At 63.0% G+C, this 15,813-nt stretch carries 21 protein-coding genes; all 21 read left to right on the forward strand.

Annotation, left to right across the window (positions count from 1 at the left end; all coding sequences use genetic code 11):
- Nucleotides 1-27: 27 nt before the first annotated feature.
- The 21 genes from rpoC (at nucleotide 28) to rpsH (ending at nucleotide 15,813) form a co-directional block, all read left to right on the forward strand.
- On the forward strand, nucleotides 28-4,239 hold the full coding sequence (gene rpoC, locus COW1_RS15660; protein WP_201344704.1) for a DNA-directed RNA polymerase subunit beta': 4,212 nt from the start codon (nucleotides 28-30) through the stop codon (nucleotides 4,237-4,239).
- 167 nt (nucleotides 4,240-4,406) lie between these two features.
- Nucleotides 4,407-4,781, forward strand: a complete 375-nt coding sequence (gene rpsL, locus COW1_RS15665) for a 30S ribosomal protein S12 (protein WP_201344705.1) — start codon at nucleotides 4,407-4,409, stop codon at nucleotides 4,779-4,781.
- A 28-nt stretch (nucleotides 4,782-4,809) separates the two neighbouring features.
- Nucleotides 4,810-5,277: a 30S ribosomal protein S7 gene (gene rpsG / locus COW1_RS15670; protein WP_201344706.1), complete on the forward strand. Its 468-nt coding sequence runs from the start codon at nucleotides 4,810-4,812 to the stop codon at nucleotides 5,275-5,277.
- Between the two features lie 54 nt (nucleotides 5,278-5,331).
- On the forward strand, nucleotides 5,332-7,434 hold the full coding sequence (fusA, locus tag COW1_RS15675; RefSeq protein WP_201344707.1) for an elongation factor G: 2,103 nt from the start codon (nucleotides 5,332-5,334) through the stop codon (nucleotides 7,432-7,434).
- Nucleotides 7,435-7,473: 39 nt separating this feature from the next.
- Nucleotides 7,474-8,664: an elongation factor Tu gene (gene tuf / locus COW1_RS15680; RefSeq protein ID WP_096367115.1), complete on the forward strand. Its 1,191-nt coding sequence runs from the start codon at nucleotides 7,474-7,476 to the stop codon at nucleotides 8,662-8,664.
- Between the two features lie 87 nt (nucleotides 8,665-8,751).
- Entirely contained in the window at nucleotides 8,752-9,063 is a 312-nt protein-coding gene (gene rpsJ, locus COW1_RS15685) for a 30S ribosomal protein S10 (protein ID WP_201344708.1), read from the forward strand.
- A gap of 49 nt (nucleotides 9,064-9,112) precedes the next feature.
- Nucleotides 9,113-9,751: a 50S ribosomal protein L3 gene (gene rplC, locus COW1_RS15690; protein ID WP_201344709.1), complete on the forward strand. Its 639-nt coding sequence runs from the start codon at nucleotides 9,113-9,115 to the stop codon at nucleotides 9,749-9,751.
- Between the two features lie 10 nt (nucleotides 9,752-9,761).
- Complete coding sequence (gene rplD, locus COW1_RS15695; RefSeq protein ID WP_201344710.1) at nucleotides 9,762-10,364, forward strand: 50S ribosomal protein L4; 603 nt, start codon at nucleotides 9,762-9,764, stop codon at nucleotides 10,362-10,364.
- Nucleotides 10,361-10,657 (forward strand): 50S ribosomal protein L23, encoded by a 297-nt coding sequence (gene rplW / locus COW1_RS15700; protein WP_201344711.1) that lies wholly within the window; start codon nucleotides 10,361-10,363, stop codon nucleotides 10,655-10,657. Before rplD ends, rplW begins: the two co-directional genes overlap by 4 nt.
- A 41-nt stretch (nucleotides 10,658-10,698) precedes the next feature.
- A complete protein-coding gene (gene rplB / locus COW1_RS15705; protein ID WP_201344712.1) occupies nucleotides 10,699-11,526 on the forward strand; it encodes a 50S ribosomal protein L2 in 828 nt (275 codons plus the stop codon).
- An 18-nt stretch (nucleotides 11,527-11,544) separates the two neighbouring features.
- Nucleotides 11,545-11,817 (forward strand): 30S ribosomal protein S19, encoded by a 273-nt coding sequence (gene rpsS / locus COW1_RS15710; RefSeq protein ID WP_096367098.1) that lies wholly within the window; start codon nucleotides 11,545-11,547, stop codon nucleotides 11,815-11,817.
- A 13-nt stretch (nucleotides 11,818-11,830) separates the two neighbouring features.
- Nucleotides 11,831-12,160: a 50S ribosomal protein L22 gene (rplV, locus tag COW1_RS15715; protein ID WP_096367097.1), complete on the forward strand. Its 330-nt coding sequence runs from the start codon at nucleotides 11,831-11,833 to the stop codon at nucleotides 12,158-12,160.
- A gap of 31 nt (nucleotides 12,161-12,191) precedes the next feature.
- On the forward strand, nucleotides 12,192-12,872 hold the full coding sequence (gene rpsC / locus COW1_RS15720) for a 30S ribosomal protein S3 (protein WP_096367096.1): 681 nt from the start codon (nucleotides 12,192-12,194) through the stop codon (nucleotides 12,870-12,872).
- A gap of 14 nt (nucleotides 12,873-12,886) precedes the next feature.
- Complete coding sequence (rplP, locus tag COW1_RS15725; protein ID WP_096367095.1) at nucleotides 12,887-13,300, forward strand: 50S ribosomal protein L16; 414 nt, start codon at nucleotides 12,887-12,889, stop codon at nucleotides 13,298-13,300.
- Nucleotides 13,300-13,503, forward strand: coding sequence for a 50S ribosomal protein L29 (gene rpmC / locus COW1_RS15730; protein ID WP_096367094.1), 204 nt, complete (start codon nucleotides 13,300-13,302; stop codon nucleotides 13,501-13,503). The genes rplP and rpmC overlap by 1 nt, the downstream gene beginning before the upstream one ends.
- Entirely contained in the window at nucleotides 13,500-13,766 is a 267-nt protein-coding gene (gene rpsQ / locus COW1_RS15735) for a 30S ribosomal protein S17 (RefSeq protein WP_096367093.1), read from the forward strand. The genes rpmC and rpsQ overlap by 4 nt, the downstream gene beginning before the upstream one ends.
- A 39-nt stretch (nucleotides 13,767-13,805) precedes the next feature.
- Nucleotides 13,806-14,174, forward strand: a complete 369-nt coding sequence (rplN, locus tag COW1_RS15740; RefSeq protein ID WP_096367092.1) for a 50S ribosomal protein L14 — start codon at nucleotides 13,806-13,808, stop codon at nucleotides 14,172-14,174.
- Between the two features lie 18 nt (nucleotides 14,175-14,192).
- Nucleotides 14,193-14,510, forward strand: coding sequence for a 50S ribosomal protein L24 (gene rplX / locus COW1_RS15745; protein WP_096367091.1), 318 nt, complete (start codon nucleotides 14,193-14,195; stop codon nucleotides 14,508-14,510).
- A gap of 23 nt (nucleotides 14,511-14,533) precedes the next feature.
- Nucleotides 14,534-15,073, forward strand: a complete 540-nt coding sequence (gene rplE, locus COW1_RS15750; protein ID WP_201344713.1) for a 50S ribosomal protein L5 — start codon at nucleotides 14,534-14,536, stop codon at nucleotides 15,071-15,073.
- A 12-nt stretch (nucleotides 15,074-15,085) separates the two neighbouring features.
- Nucleotides 15,086-15,391 carry a 30S ribosomal protein S14 gene (rpsN, locus tag COW1_RS15755; protein WP_201344714.1) on the forward strand — a complete coding sequence of 102 codons (306 nt, stop codon included), beginning with the start codon at nucleotides 15,086-15,088 and terminating at the stop codon, nucleotides 15,389-15,391.
- Between the two features lie 26 nt (nucleotides 15,392-15,417).
- Nucleotides 15,418-15,813 (forward strand): 30S ribosomal protein S8, encoded by a 396-nt coding sequence (gene rpsH / locus COW1_RS15760; protein ID WP_096367088.1) that lies wholly within the window; start codon nucleotides 15,418-15,420, stop codon nucleotides 15,811-15,813.

The following is a 15,813-nucleotide window of genomic DNA, read 5'->3' on the forward strand; positions in this document are numbered from 1 at the left end:
GATCCCGGACACGAGGCAAAGCAGACCATGAAAGACTTACTGAATCTGGTGAAACCGCAGGGTCATCTGGACGACTTCGACGCCATCCGCATCGGACTGGCGTCGCCCGACATGATCCGGTCCTGGTCCTACGGTGAGGTCAAAAAGCCCGAGACCATCAACTACCGCACCTTCAAGCCGGAGCGCGACGGCCTGTTCTGCGCCAAGATCTTCGGTCCGGTGAAGGACTACGAGTGCCTGTGCGGCAAGTACAAGCGCCTCAAGCACCGCGGCGTGGTCTGTGAGAAGTGCGGCGTCGAGGTCACCCTGGCCAAGGTGCGCCGCGAACGCATGGGCCATATCGAGCTGGCCAGCCCCGTGGCCCACATCTGGTTCCTCAAGTCGCTGCCTTCGCGTATCGGCCTGCTGCTGGACATGACCCTGCGCGACATCGAGCGGGTGCTGTACTTCGAGGCCTTTGTGGTCATCGATCCCGGCATGACCACGCTGGAGCGGGGGCAGCTGCTCTCTGACGAGGCCTACCTCGACACCATCGAGGAATTCGGCGACGAGTTCGACGCCCGCATGGGCGCCGAGGCGGTGTTCGAGCTGCTGAAATCCATTGACATGCAGGCCGAGGCCAACCGGCTGCGCGAGGAGATCGCCGCCACCAATTCCGAGACCAAGCTCAAGCGCCTGGCCAAACGGCTCAAGCTGATCGAGTCCTTCCTCGAATCCGGCAACAAGCAGGAATGGATGGTCATGGAGGTGCTGCCGGTACTGCCGCCGGAGCTGCGCCCGCTGGTGCCGCTGGATGGCGGTCGCTTCGCCACCTCGGACCTGAACGACCTGTACCGCCGGGTGATCAACCGCAACAACCGCCTGCGCCGGCTGCTGGAGCTCAATGCGCCGGACATCATCGTGCGCAACGAAAAGCGCATGCTGCAGGAATCGGTCGACGCCCTGCTGGACAACGGCCGCCGCGGCCGCGCCATTACCGGCACCAACAAGCGCCCGCTGAAGTCGCTGGCCGACATGATCAAGGGCAAGCAGGGCCGCTTCCGTCAGAACCTGCTGGGCAAGCGCGTGGACTATTCCGGCCGTTCGGTCATCGTGGTCGGCCCGACCCTGCGCCTGCACCAGTGCGGCCTGCCCAAGCGCATGGCGCTGGAACTGTTCAAGCCCTTCATCTTCTCCAAGCTGATCCGCCAGGGCGTGGCCACCACCATCAAGGCGGCCAAGAAGCTGGTCGAGCGCGAGAGCACCGAGGTCTGGGACATCCTGGAAGAGGTCATCCGCGAGCACCCGGTGATGCTCAACCGCGCCCCGACCCTGCACCGTCTGGGCATCCAGGCCTTCGAGCCGGTGCTGATCGAGGGCAAGGCGATCCAGCTGCATCCGCTGGTCTGCGCCGCCTTCAACGCCGACTTCGACGGCGACCAGATGGCGGTGCACGTGCCGCTGTCGCTGGAGGCGCAGCTGGAAGCGCGCACCCTGATGATGTCGACCAACAACATCCTCTCGCCCGCCAACGGTGAGCCCATCATCGTGCCGTCGCAGGACGTGGTGCTGGGTCTGTACTACATGTCGCGCGAGCGCATGGACGCGAAGGGCCGCGGCATGGCCTTCTCGGATCTCAACGAGCTGCGCCGCGCCTATGACAACGGCGTGGTGGATCTGCACGCCCGGGTCCAGGTCCGTATCGAGGACAGCTGGATCAACGAGGCCGGCGAGATCGTCACCGAGATGAAGCGCGTCGACACCATCGTCGGCCGCGCCCTGATCTTCGAGATCGTGCCGCGCAGCCTGCCGTTCGAACTGGTCGACCAGAACATGACCAAGAAGGTGATCTCCCGGCTGATCAATTCCTGCTATCGCCGGGTGGGGCTGAAGGAGACGGTCATCTTCGCCGACCAGCTGATGTATCTGGGCTTCCGCTACGCCACCCGTTCCGGGGTGTCCTTCGGCGCCGACGACATGGTCATCCCGGAAGAGAAATACGACATCCTGGGCCGCGCCGAGGAAGAGGTGAAGGAGATCGAGGCCCAGTACACCTCGGGCCTGGTCACCAACGGCGAGCGCTACAACAAGGTGGTCGATATCTGGTCGCGTACCAACGACCAGGTCGCCAAGGCCATGATGGCCAAGCTCGGTACCGAGACGGTGACCGACCCCGAAGGCAATGCCGTCAGTCAGGATTCGTTCAATTCCGTGTACATGATGGCCGACTCCGGCGCCCGTGGCTCGGCCGCTCAGATCCGCCAGCTGGCCGGGATGCGCGGCCTGATGGCCAAGCCGGACGGCTCCATCATCGAGACCCCGATCACGGCGAATTTCCGTGAAGGGCTCAACGTCATCCAGTACTTCATTTCCACCCACGGCGCGCGCAAGGGTCTGGCCGATACCGCGTTGAAGACCGCGAACTCCGGTTACCTGACCCGGCGTCTGGTTGACGTCTCGCAGGACCTGGTGGTGGTCGAGGAAGACTGCGGCACCGAGAACGGTCTGCTCATGACCCCGATCGTCGAGGGCGGCGATGTGGTCGAATCGCTGGGCGAGCGCGTGCTGGGCCGGGTGGTGGCAGAGGATACCTACCTGCCGGGCAAGGACGAACTGGCCATCGCCGCCGGCACCCTGATCGACGAGGGTTGGGTCGAGAAGCTGGAACTGATGGGTGTGGACCAGGTCAAGGTGCGTTCCGCCATTACCTGCGAGTCCCGCTACGGCGTCTGCTCCCAGTGCTACGGCCGCGACCTGGCCCGCGGCCACCGGGTCAACAGCGGCGAGGCGGTCGGCGTCATCGCCGCCCAGTCCATCGGCGAGCCGGGCACCCAGCTGACCATGCGCACCTTCCACATCGGCGGCGCGGCCAGCCGCTCGGCGACCGTGAACAACGTCGACGTGAAGTCCGGCGGCACCATCCGGCTGCACAACATCAAGACGGTGGCCAACAAGGAGGGCAACCTGGTGGCGGTGTCCCGTTCCGGCGAGATCGGCGTGGTCGACGCCAACGGCCGCGAGCGCGAGCGCTACAAGCTGCCCTACGGCGCGGTGCTGTCGGTCAATGACGGCGATGCCGTCGAGGCCGGCCAGATCGTGGCCAACTGGGATCCGCATACCCACCCGATCGTCACCGAGGTGGCCGGCCGGGTGCGCTTCTCGGACTTCATCGAGGGCGTGACCGTAAACCGCGAGACGGACGAGATCACAGGGCTTTCCAGCCTGGTCGTCTCCGATCCCAAGCAGCGCGGTTCGGCCGGCAAGGACCTGCGGCCGATGGTCAAGCTGGTCGACGAGAACGGCGACGAGCTCAAGATCGCCGGTACCGATATGCCGGCCCACTACTTCCTGCCCGCCGGCGCCATCGTCGGGCTGGAGGACGCCTCCCCGGTGGAGGTCGGCGACGTGGTGGCCCGCATCCCGCAGGAGTCCTCCAAGACCCGCGACATCACCGGCGGTCTGCCGCGCGTGGCCGACCTGTTCGAGGCCCGCAAGCCCAAGGAACCGGCCATCCTGGCCGAAATCTCCGGCACGGCGACCTTCGGCAAGGAGACCAAGGGCAAGCAGCGCCTGGTCATCACCCCGGCCGACGGCGATCCGCACGAGGAGCTGATTCCCAAGTGGCGCCATGTCACCGTGTTCGAGGGCGAGCACGTGGAGAAGGGCGAGACCATCGTCGACGGCGAACCCAACCCGCATGACATCCTGCGCCTGCTGGGCGTGACCGAGATGGCCAATTACGTGGTCAAGGAGATCCAGGACGTCTACCGGCTGCAGGGCGTGAAGATCAACGACAAGCACATCGAGGTGATCATTCGCCAGATGATGCGCAAGGTGGAGATCCTCGAGCCCGGCGATACCCGCTTCCTCAAGGGCGAGCAGGTCGAGAAGGCCGTGCTGCTGGAGGAGAACGAGAAGGCCGAGGCCGAGGGCAAGGTCCCGGCCACCTACAACATTCTCCTGCTGGGCATCACCAAGGCCTCGCTGGCGACCGAGTCCTTCATCTCGGCGGCCTCCTTCCAGGAGACCACCCGGGTGCTGACCGAGGCCGCCACCCGCGGCGGGCGCGACGAACTGCGCGGTCTGAAGGAGAACGTCATCGTGGGTCGCCTGATCCCGGCCGGGACCGGGCTGGCGCATCACGAGGAGCGTCGCCGCCTGCGTCACGCCGACCTCGCCGGAGAGGCCGCCGCGGCGGCTTTCGCCGAGCCGGTCGAGACGGAATCCCCCGCCGAATCCCCCAGCGAGTCGGATTCCTGACCCTCCCGCCCCCGTCCCTGAAACAGGCGCCACAAGTGCTTGACAGGGTGGGGGTAGCTCTCTAAAATTGCGCGTCTTTCCCGACAGGCCGGGCAACCATGCCGGCCTGTCGTTTATTTTCCGGTCGCCCGAATGCTGGCAGCAAGACGGATTAGAGTGAGTTTTTCATGTCTACAATCAATCAGTTAGTACGCAAACCGCGTAAGCGCCGGGTCGAGAAAAGCAACGTACCCGCGCTTGAGGCCTCACCGCGGAAGCGCGGCGTGTGCACCCGTGTCTACACCACCACGCCGAAGAAACCGAACTCGGCGCTGCGCAAGGTCGCGCGCGTGCGTCTGACCAACGGTTATGAGGTCAGCAGCTACATCGGCGGCGAGGGCCACAACCTGCAGGAACACTCGGTGGTACTGATTCGCGGCGGTCGTGTGAAGGACCTGCCCGGCGTGCGCTACCACACCGTGCGCGGCAGCCTGGATACCTCCGGGGTGCAGGCACGCCGTCAGGGGCGTTCCAAGTACGGTGCCAAGCGGCCCAAGTCCTAACGTAGTCCGGTTGAACAGGTAAACGACAATGTCGAGAAGAAAGTCAGCAGAGCGTCGCCAGATCCTTCCGGACCCCAAGTTCGGCAGTGAGAAGCTGGCCAAGTTCATGAATATGGTCATGAAGAGCGGCAAGAAGTCGGTTGCCGAGCGTATCGTCTATGGGGCCCTTGATCACATCGGCCAGAAGAGCGGCGACCCGATGGAGGTCATGGATCAGGCCCTGGATAATGTCAGCCCGATGGTCGAGGTCAAGTCCCGGCGCGTCGGCGGCGCAACCTACCAGGTGCCCATCGAGGTGCGTCCGGTACGCCGTCAGACCCTGGCCATGCGCTGGGTGATCGACGCCGCCAGCAAGCGCAGCGAAAAGACCATGGCCCAGCGCCTGGCCGGTGAAATCCTGGATGCTTCCGAGAATCGCGGCGCTGCCGTGAAGAAGCGCGAGGACACGCATCGCATGGCCGAGGCCAACAAGGCCTTCGCGCACTACCGCTGGTAAGCGCCCAGGCAGATACAGGCAATATTCAGGCAACATTAGATAGGGATTCAGTCCGTGGCACGCAAAACTCCAATCGAACGTTATCGCAACGTCGGCATCATGGCTCACATCGATGCCGGCAAGACGACGACCACAGAGCGCGTTCTGTTCTATACCGGCGTGTCGCACAAGATCGGTGAGGTGCACGACGGTGCGGCCACCATGGACTGGATGGAACAGGAGCAGGAGCGCGGGATCACCATCACCTCCGCGGCCACCACCTGCTTCTGGAGCGGCATGGACCAGCAGTTCCCGGAACACCGCATCAATATCATCGACACCCCCGGCCACGTGGACTTCACCATCGAGGTGGAGCGTTCCCTGCGCGTGCTCGACGGCGCCTGCGCCGTGTTCTGCGCCGTGGGTGGCGTCGAGCCCCAGTCCGAGACCGTCTGGCGTCAGGCCAACAAGTATCACGTCCCGCGCATGGGCTTCGTCAACAAGATGGACCGTGCCGGCGCGAATTTCCTGCGCGTGGTCGAGCAGGTCAAGACCCGGCTGGGCGCCTTCCCGGTCCCGGTGCAGCTGCCCATCGGCGCCGAGGACAATTTCCAGGGCGTGGTGGACCTGATCCGGATGCAGGCCATCTACTGGAACGAGGCCGACATGGGGATGACCTACGAGGCCAGGGATATCCCCGCGGATATGCTCGAGCAGTGCCAGGAGTGGCGCGAGCACATGCTGGAAGCCGCTGCCGAGGCCACCGAAGAACTGATGGATAAGTATCTCAACGAGGGTGATCTGTCCCGCGAGGAGATCATCAAGGGCCTGCGCATGCGCACCCTGACGGTCGAGATCATTCCGATGATGTGCGGCTCCGCCTTCAAGAACAAGGGCGTGCAGGCCATGCTGGACGCCATGATCAATTTCATGCCCTCGCCGGTCGACGTGCTGGCCATCAAGGGTGTGCTGGACGACGAGAGCGAGACCGAGGTGCTGCGTAAGTCCTCCGATGACGAGCCCTTCGCCGCGCTGGCCTTCAAGATCGCCACCGATCCCTATGTCGGTTCGCTGACCTTCTTCCGGGTCTACTCCGGCGTGCTGAGTTCCGGCGACACCGTCTACAACTCGGTCAAGGGCAAGAAGGAGCGCGTCGGCCGTATCCTGCAGATGCACTCCAACTCGCGCGAGGAGATCAAGGAGGTGCGCGCAGGTGACATCGCCGCCGCCGTGGGCCTGAAGGACGTCACCACCGGCGACACCCTGTGCGACATGGCCAAGCCCGTCATCCTGGAGCGGATGGAATTCCCCGAGCCGGTGATCTCCGTCGCGGTCGAGCCCAAGACCAAGGCCGACCAGGAGAAGATGGGCATCGCCCTGCAGAAGCTGGCCCAGGAGGATCCCTCCTTCCGTGTGCATACCGACGAGGAGTCCGGCCAGACCATCATCTCCGGCATGGGCGAGCTGCACCTGGACATCATCGTCGACCGCATGAAGCGTGAATTCAAGGTCGAGGCCAATGTGGGCGCGCCCCAGGTGGCCTATCGCGAGACCATCCGCCAGACGGTCGAGAAGGTCGAAGGCAAGTTCGTGCGCCAGTCCGGCGGCCGCGGCCAGTACGGTCATGTCGTGCTCAAGCTGGAGCCGCAGGAGGCAGGTACCGGGTACGAGTTCGTCAACGCCATCGTCGGCGGCGTCGTGCCCAAGGATTACATCCCGGCCGTGGACAAGGGCATCAAGGAGCAGATGGAGAACGGTGTGCTGGGCGGCTTCCCGATGGTGGACGTCAAGGTCACCCTGTTCGATGGTTCCTACCACGATGTGGACTCCTCGGAAATGGCATTCAAGATCGCCGGCTCCATGGGCTTCAAGGAAGGCGCGATGAAGGCCAGTCCGGTACTGCTCGAGCCCATCATGAGCGTCGAGGTCGTCACGCCGGAAGAGTATATGGGTGACGTGGTGGGCGACCTGAACCGCCGCCGCGGCATCATCAAGGAGATGGACGACAGCCCCTCCGGCAAGCAGGTGCGCGCCGAAGTGCCGCTGTCGGAGATGTTCGGTTACGCCACCGATCTGCGCAGCGCCACCCAGGGCCGCGCCGCTTACAGCATGCAATTCGAGAAGTATGCCGAGGCGCCGTCCAACGTCGCCGACGCGATCATCAAGAAAGCATCGTAATTCTCTAGAGACCAACAGAACTGTAACGAGGTAGCAGTCGTGTCCAAGGAAAAATTTGAGCGAACGAAGCCGCACGTGAACGTGGGAACGATAGGTCACGTGGACCATGGTAAGACGACGCTGACGGCGGCGCTGACGAAGGTGGGTGCCGAGAAGATGGGCGGCGAGTTCCGGGCCTACGATCAGATCGACAATGCCCCGGAAGAGCGTGCGCGCGGGATCACGATTGCCACCGCTCACGTGGAGTACGAGACGGACGCGCGCCACTACGCGCACGTGGACTGCCCCGGTCACGCCGACTATGTGAAGAACATGATCACCGGTGCCGCGCAGATGGACGGCGCGATCCTGGTGGTGAGTGCGGCCGACGGCCCGATGCCGCAGACCCGCGAGCACATCCTGCTGGCGCGTCAGGTGGGTGTGCCCTCGATCGTGGTGTACATGAACAAGGCCGACCAGGTGGATGATCCGGAGCTGCTGGAGCTGGTGGAGATGGAGATCCGCGATCTGCTGTCTTCCTATGATTTCCCCGGCGACGACACCCCGATCATTACCGGTTCGGCGCTCAAGGCGCTGGAAGGCGACACCTCGGAGATCGGCGTGCCGTCGATCGAGAAGCTGCTGGAGGCGCTGGACAGCTACATTCCGGTGCCGGAGCGTCCGGTGGACCAGCCGTTCCTGATGCCGATCGAGGACGTGTTCTCGATTTCGGGTCGCGGCACGGTGGTGACCGGTCGTATCGAGCGCGGCATCGTCAAGGTGGGCGACGAGGTGGAGATCGTGGGCATGCGCGACACCACCAAGACCACGGTGACGGGTGTGGAGATGTTCCGCAAGCTGCTGGACTCGGGCGAGGCGGGCGACAACGTGGGCGTGCTGCTGCGCGGGACCAAGCGTGACGATGTGGAGCGCGGTCAGGTGCTGTGCGTGCCGGGTTCGATCACGCCGCACACCAAGTTCGAGTGCGAGGTGTACGTGCTCTCCAAGGATGAGGGCGGTCGTCACACCCCGTTCTTCAACGGTTATCGTCCGCAGTTCTATTTCCGCACGACGGACGTGACGGGTGCGTGCGATCTGCCGGAAGGCGTGGAGATGGTGATGCCGGGCGACAACGTGAAGATGACGGTGTCGCTGATTGCGCCGATCGCGATGGAAGAGGGTCTGCGCTTCGCCATTCGCGAAGGCGGCCGTACCGTCGGCGCCGGCGTGGTCTCCAAGATCATCGAGTAAGTTGTAATCCATTGCAGGAGCGGGCTCGCCCGCGAACACTTCGCGGCCAGGGCCGCTCCTGCAGAATTTATAGGGCAGTAGCTCAATATGAACAACCAACGTATTCGTATCCGCCTCAAGGCCTTTGATCATCGTCTGATCGATCAGTCGGCGCGGGAGATCGTGGAGACAGCCAAGCGTACCGGCGCCCAGGTGCGCGGCCCGATTCCGCTGCCCACGAAAAAGGAAAGTTTTACGATTCTGGTCTCGCCGCATGTCAACAAGGATGCGCGGGACCAGTACGAGATCCGTACCCACAAGCGGCTTATGGACATCGTGGATCCGACCGACAAGACGGTCGATGCGCTGATGAAGCTGGATCTGGCCGCCGGCGTGGATGTGCAGATCAAACTGAATTGATGATGCTGCCGGCGTTGGGTCGGCACACTGGATCTTTAGGGTTAGAGCAATGACGATCGGAGTAGTAGGCCGCAAGATCGGAATGACCCGCGTCTTCACCGAAGACGGGGCGGCGGTTCCGGTGACCGTAATCGAGGTCGAGCCGAACCGGGTGACCCAGCTGAAGTCGCAGGAGACCGACGGCTATCGTGCGCTGCAGGTGACCACCGGCAGCCGGCGCGCCTCGCGCGTGACCAAGCCGCTGGCCGGGCACTACGCCAGGGCCGGGGTCGAGGCTGGCCGCGGGCTGTGGGAGTTCCGCCTGGACGGTAGCGAGGGCGAGGGCATCGAGGTCGGCGCCGAGATCAGGGTCGATATCTTCGAGAACGGCCAGAAGGTCGACGTCAGCGGCACCAGCATCGGCAAGGGCTTCCAGGGCGGTGTGAAGCGTCACAACTTCCGCACCCAGGACGCAACCCACGGCAACTCGCTGTCGCATCGCGCGCCGGGTTCCATTGGCCAGAACCAGACTCCGGGCCGCGTGTTCAAGGGCAAGAAGATGGCCGGTCACATGGGCAGCGCGCGCCGTACCACCCAGAGCCTCGAAGTGGTGCGGGTGGACGCCGAACGCAACCTGTTGCTGATCAAGGGTTCGGTGCCCGGCGCCAAGGGTGGCGATGTGATCGTGCGCCCGGCAGTCAAGGCTTGAGGAGGCAATGATGGATATTCAGGTTCAGGGTGGTGCATCTGTCAGCGTCTCGGACAAGGCCTTCGGCCGGGATTTCAATGAGGCGCTGATCCACCAGGTTGTGACCGCGTTCATGGCGGGCGGCCGCGCCGGCACCAAGGCGCAGAAGAGCCGTTCCGACGTCCGTGGCGGTGGTACCAAGCCCTGGCGACAGAAGGGGACAGGCCGGGCGCGTTCTGGTACAATTCGCAGCCCGCTGTGGGCTGGTGGCGGCAAGACCTTCGCCGCCCGACCGCGCGATTATTCCCAGAAGGTGAACAAGAAGATGTACCGCGGGGCCATGGCCTCGATCCTGTCCGAACTGCTGCGTCAGGATCGACTGGTGATCGTGGACGACTTCTCGCTTGCCGCACCCAGGACCAGGGATCTTGTGGGTAAGCTCAAGGACATGGACCTGCGGGATGTGCTGATCGTCAATGACGATGCCGACGAGAATCTCTATCTCGCCGCGCGCAACCTCTACAACGTGGGGGTATGCGATTCGGAGACCGCCGATCCGGTCAGCCTGATCGGGTTCGAAAAGGTGTTGATGACGGTCGACACCCTGAAGAAGTTTGAGGAGAGACTGGCATGAGTCAGGAACGCCTGATGAAGGTTCTGCTGGCGCCGCTGGTGTCGGAGAAGACCGCGCGGCTGGCTGATACGAGCCGTCAGTACGCATTCAAGGTGCTGCCCGATGCCAGCAAGCCGGAAATCCGGCAGGCCGTGGAGAAGCTGTTCGAGGTCAAGGTGACCAACGTGCAGGTGGCCAGGGTCAAGGGCAAGGCCAAGCGCTTCGGTCAGACGCTGGGAAGGCGGTCCGACTGGAAGAAGGCCTATGTCACACTGGCGGAAGGCCAGGATATCGATTTCATGGGAGCGGAGTAATCCGCGCCTGAGGATAGAAGTTAAGAGCGCAAGGTTCAGTCATGGCTATTGTCAAAACCAAGCCCACGTCCCCGGGCCGCCGCTTTGTGGTCAAGCTCTCGACGAGCGACCTGTACAAGGGCGAGCCCTACGGGCCGCTGGTCGAGAAGAAGACCCGGAACGGCGGGCGCAACAACCTGGGTCGGATCACCACCCGGCATCGCGGCGGCGGCCACAAGCAGCGCTACCGTGTGATCGATTTCAAGCGCAACAAGGACGGCATTGTCGGTCGCGTCGAGCGCATTGAATACGATCCGAATCGCAGCGCCAATATCGCGCTGGTGCTGTATGCCGACGGCGAGCGCCGCTACATCCTGGCGCCCAAGGGCCTGGAAGTCGGAATGCCGGTGCAGTCCGGCAGCCATGCCCCGATCAAGCCGGGCAGTGCCATGCCGCTGCGCAATGTCCCGGTGGGCACCCTGGTGCACAACATCGAGATGAAGCCCGGCAAGGGCGGCCAGCTGGCGCGCAGCGCCGGCGCCGGTGTGCAGCTGGTGGCCCGCGAGGGTCAATATGCCACCCTGCGTCTGCGCTCTGGCGAGATGCGCAAGGTTCACGCCGACTGCCGCGCCACCATCGGCGAAGTCGGCAATGCCGAGCACAGCCTGCGTTCGCTGGGCAAGGCCGGCGCCAAGCGCTGGCGCGGCGTGCGTCCGACCGTGCGCGGCGTGGCCATGAACCCGGTGGATCATCCGCATGGCGGCGGTGAGGGGCGTACCTCCGGCGGCCGCCATCCGGTCACTCCCTGGGGTGTTCCGACCAAGGGTTACAAGACGCGCAAGAACAAGCGTACCGATCACATGATCGTGCGCCGTCGCAAGAGCAGATAAGTTTAAGGGGATCTAAACGTGCCACGTTCAGTTCGTAAAGGGCCGTTTGTCGACGAGCACCTGAGCAAGAAGGTCGACGCCGCCGTTGCGGCCAACAGCCGCAAGCCGATCAAGACCTGGTCGCGCCGCTCCATGATCCTGCCGGACATGGTGGGGCTCACCATCGCCGTGCACAACGGCCGTCAGCACGTGCCCGTGCTGATCAATGAGAACATGATCGGCCACAAGCTCGGTGAGTTTGCCGCCACGCGTACCTTCAAGGGGCACGCGGCCGACAAGAAGTCCAGGTAAGGGAGTGAGTCAGATGCAGGTCAGTGCCAAATTGCGTTTTGCGCGAATCTCGCCCCAGAAATGCCGCCTGGTGGCCGATCAGGTGCGCGGCATGCCGGTTGAGCGGGCGCTGCAGACCCTGATGTTCAGTCAGAAGAAGGCGGCTGGCATCGTGCGCAAGGTCCTGGAGTCGGCCATCGCCAACGCCGAGCACAACGAAGGCGCCGATATCGACGAGCTGAAGATCTCGACCATAATGGTCAACGAGGGCCCGACGCTGAAGCGCTTCCGCGCACGCGCCAAGGGCCGCGCCAACCGTATTTTAAAGCAGACCAGCCACATCACCGTGACGGTCGCCGATTAACGCTGCGGATACAGCATAAAGAGAGTTCGGAATGGGTCAAAAAGTCAATCCAAACGGTATTCGCCTGGGGATAGTCAAGGACTGGACCTCCAAGTGGTATGCGGATTCCCGGCAGTTCGCCGAGTATCTGAACAACGACATCAAGGTGCGCGACTACCTCAAGCAGCGCCTGTCGCATGCCTCGGTGAGCCGGATCAAGATCGAACGCCCGGCCAAGAATGCCATGATCACGATCTACACCGCGCGTCCGGGTATCGTGATCGGCAAGAAGGGCGAAGACATCGAGGCCCTGCGCAAGGACGTCTCCCGCCTGATGGGCATCCCGGTGCACATCAATATCGAGGAGATCCGCAAGCCCGAACTCGACGCCCAGCTGGTGGCTGAGAGCGTGGCCCAGCAGCTCGAGCGCCGCATCATGTTCCGTCGCGCCATGAAGCGCGCCGTGGGCAACTCGATGCGTCTGGGCGCCCAGGGTATCCGCATCAACGTGGCCGGCCGCCTGAACGGCGCCGAGATCGCGCGTACCGAATGGTACCGCGAGGGCCGGGTGCCGCTGCACACGCTGCGTGCCGATATCGACTATGGCTTCGCCGAGGCCCGTACCACTTACGGAATCATCGGCGTGAAGGTCTGGATATTCAAGGGCGAGGTGTTCGGCAAGGGCGAACAAAGCGCTGAAACCGATGCCGGCAAGAAGGCCGCGGCAGGCTAACGGAGTTCTGGATCATGCTGCAACCGAAACGCACCAAATTTCGCAAACAACAGAAGGGCCGTAACCGCGGGCTGTCCACTTCGGGCAACCGTGTCAGCTTCGGTGAGTATGCGATCAAGGCAACCACCCGTGGCCAGGTGACTGCGCGCCAGATCGAGGCCGCGCGCCGCGCCATCACCCGTCATGTCAAGCGTGGCGGCAAGCTGTGGATCCGCGTGTTCCCGGACGTGCCTGTGACCAAGAAGCCCATCGAGGTCCGCATGGGCAAGGGCAAGGGCAACGTCGAGTACTGGGTCGCCAAGATCCAGCCCGGCCGTGTGCTGTACGAAATCGAGGGTGTCTCCGAGGAGATGGCGCGGGAAGCCTTCCGTCTCGCCGCGGCCAAGCTTCCGGTCGGTATCACCTTTGTCAACCGGACGGTGATGTGATGAAAGCGAACGACATGCGAAACAAATCCACTGCCGAGCTGCGCGAGGAACTGACGGGCCTGCTGCGCGAGCAGTTCAATCTGCGTATGCAGAATGCCACGGGCCAGTTGTCGCGCCCGCACCAGTTCAAGCGTGTGCGCAAGGATATTGCACGTATCAAGACCGTGCTGAATGAAATGGCGAAGTCGGGTGATGCAGCATGAGTGAAGAACAGAAAGTCGAGCGCACCCTGACCGGGCGCGTGATCAGCAACAGGATGGACAAGACCGCGACCGTGATGATCGAGCGTCGTGTGCGTCACCCCCTGTACGGCAAGTATATCCGCCGGTCCACCAAATACCATGTGCACGACGAGAACAACGAGTGCCAGGAAGGGGATCTGGTTACGATCCAGGAGTGCCGCCCGCTGTCGAAGACCAAGACCTTTCGTCTGGTGTCCGTGGTCGAGCGTGCCGAGGCGGTCTGAAGACAGTCGCCGAGTTCATACAGTTTTTAGGAAGCCGTCATGATTCAGATGCAAACCATGCTGAATGTCGCCGACAACAGTGGCGCCCGCGAAGTCCAGTGCATCAAGGTGCTGGGCGGTTCGCATCGCCGCTATGCCGGGATCGGCGACGTGATCAAGGTCAGCGTGAAGGAGGCCATCCCGCGCGGCAAGGTCAAGAAAGGCGAGGTCTACAACGCCGTCGTCGTGCGCAGCCGCAAGGGTGTGCGCCGCCCCGACGGTTCCCTGATCCGCTTCGATACCAATGCGGCGGTGCTCCTGAACAACAAGCTGGAGCCTATCGGTACCCGTATCTTCGGCCCTGTCACCCGCGAGTTGCGCGGCGACAAGTTCATGAAGATCGTGTCACTGGCTCCGGAAGTGCTCTAACACAGGCAGGGTTTCGACATGCGTAAGATCAAGAAGGGTGACGAGGTTGTCGTCACCGCTGGCAAGGACAAGGGCAAACGCGGCAGCGTGCTGCGGGTGCTGGATGATGATCGGTTGATTGTCGAAAACGTCAACGTCGTCAAGAAGCATCAGAAGCCGAACCCGGGCGCCGGCGTGGCCGGGGGTATCATGCAGAAGGAGGCGCCGATCCAGGTCTCCAACGTGATGCTGTTCAACCCTCAGACCAGCAAGGGCGAGCGGGTTGGTTTCAAGACGCTGGAGGACGGACGCAAGGTGCGTGTGTTCAAATCCACCGGTGAAGTGGTAGACGCTTAACTCATTACAGGTTGGTTGCAGCGATGGCAAGGTTACATGATCACTATCGGGACACCGTGATCAAGCAGCTCCAGGAGCAGTTTGGTTACGCCAATGTCATGGAAGTCCCCAAGATTACGAAGATCACGCTCAATATGGGTGTGGGCGAGGCCGTGGCCGATCGCAAGGTCATGGAAAACGCCGTCGGCGATATGGAAAAGATTGCCGGTCAGAAGGCCGTCGTGACCAAGGCGCGCAAATCCGTTGCCGGCTTCAAGGTGCGCGAGGGCTGGCCCATCGGCTGCAAGGTGACCCTGCGCCGCGAGCGCATGTACGAATTCCTGGACCGGTTGATCAACATCGCCATTCCGCGCGTGCGTGACTTCCGCGGCGTGAGCGGCAAGTCCTTCGACGGCCGCGGCAACTACAGCATGGGCGTGAAGGAACAGATCATCTTCCCGGAAATCGACTACGACAAGGTTGATGCACTGCGTGGGATGGATATCACCATCACCACCACCGCCAAGACGGACGAGGAAGCCAAGGCCCTGCTGTCGGCATTCAGCTTCCCGTTCCGCAATTAAGGACTGAGTTTTATGGCCAAGAAATCCATGATTGCCCGCGAAGCCAAGCGACTGAAGACGGTAAAGAAGTATGCCGCCAAGCGGGCCGAGCTGAAGGCGATTATCAAGAACCCGGAGACCAGCGTCGAAGAGCGTATGGATGCCGTGAACAAGCTGAACAAGCTGCCGCGCGATGCCAGCCCGGCCCGGGTGCAGCGCCGTTGCCAGTTGACCGGCCGTCCGCATGCCGTGTACCGCAAGTTCGGTCTGTGCCGCAACAAGCTGCGCGAACACGCCATGAAAGGCGAGGTTCCGGGCCTGGTCAAGGCCAGTTGGTAAGAATTGAGTCGCGAGGATAATTGCACATGAGTATGTCGGATCCCCTGGCGGACATGCTGACCCGCATCCGCAACGCCCAGACCGCCGAGATGGCGGAGGTGGTCATGCCTGCGTCCAAGCAGAAGGCGGCCATCGCCAAGGTGTTGAAGGACGAGGGCTATATCGGCGACTACAGCGTCGAGGACGAAGGCAAGAAGCCGCAGCTGCGTATCGGCCTGAAGTATTATCAGGGCCGGCCCGTGATCATGCACATCAAGCGTGTCAGCCGTCCGGGTCTGAGAATCTATAAGGGCAAGGATGAACTGCCCCAGGTCAATGGCGGTCTCGGTGTTGCCATCATATCCACCTCGCGTGGCGTGATGAGCGACCGCGAGGCACGCGCCAGCGGCCAGGGCGGTGAAGTCCTCTGTACCGTCAGCTAA

Origin of the sequence: Thiohalobacter sp. COW1 (genome assembly GCF_016629505.1) — a bacterium.
In the GTDB taxonomy this organism is placed as follows: domain Bacteria; phylum Pseudomonadota; class Gammaproteobacteria; order Thiohalobacterales; family Thiohalobacteraceae; genus Thiohalobacter; species Thiohalobacter thiocyanaticus_A.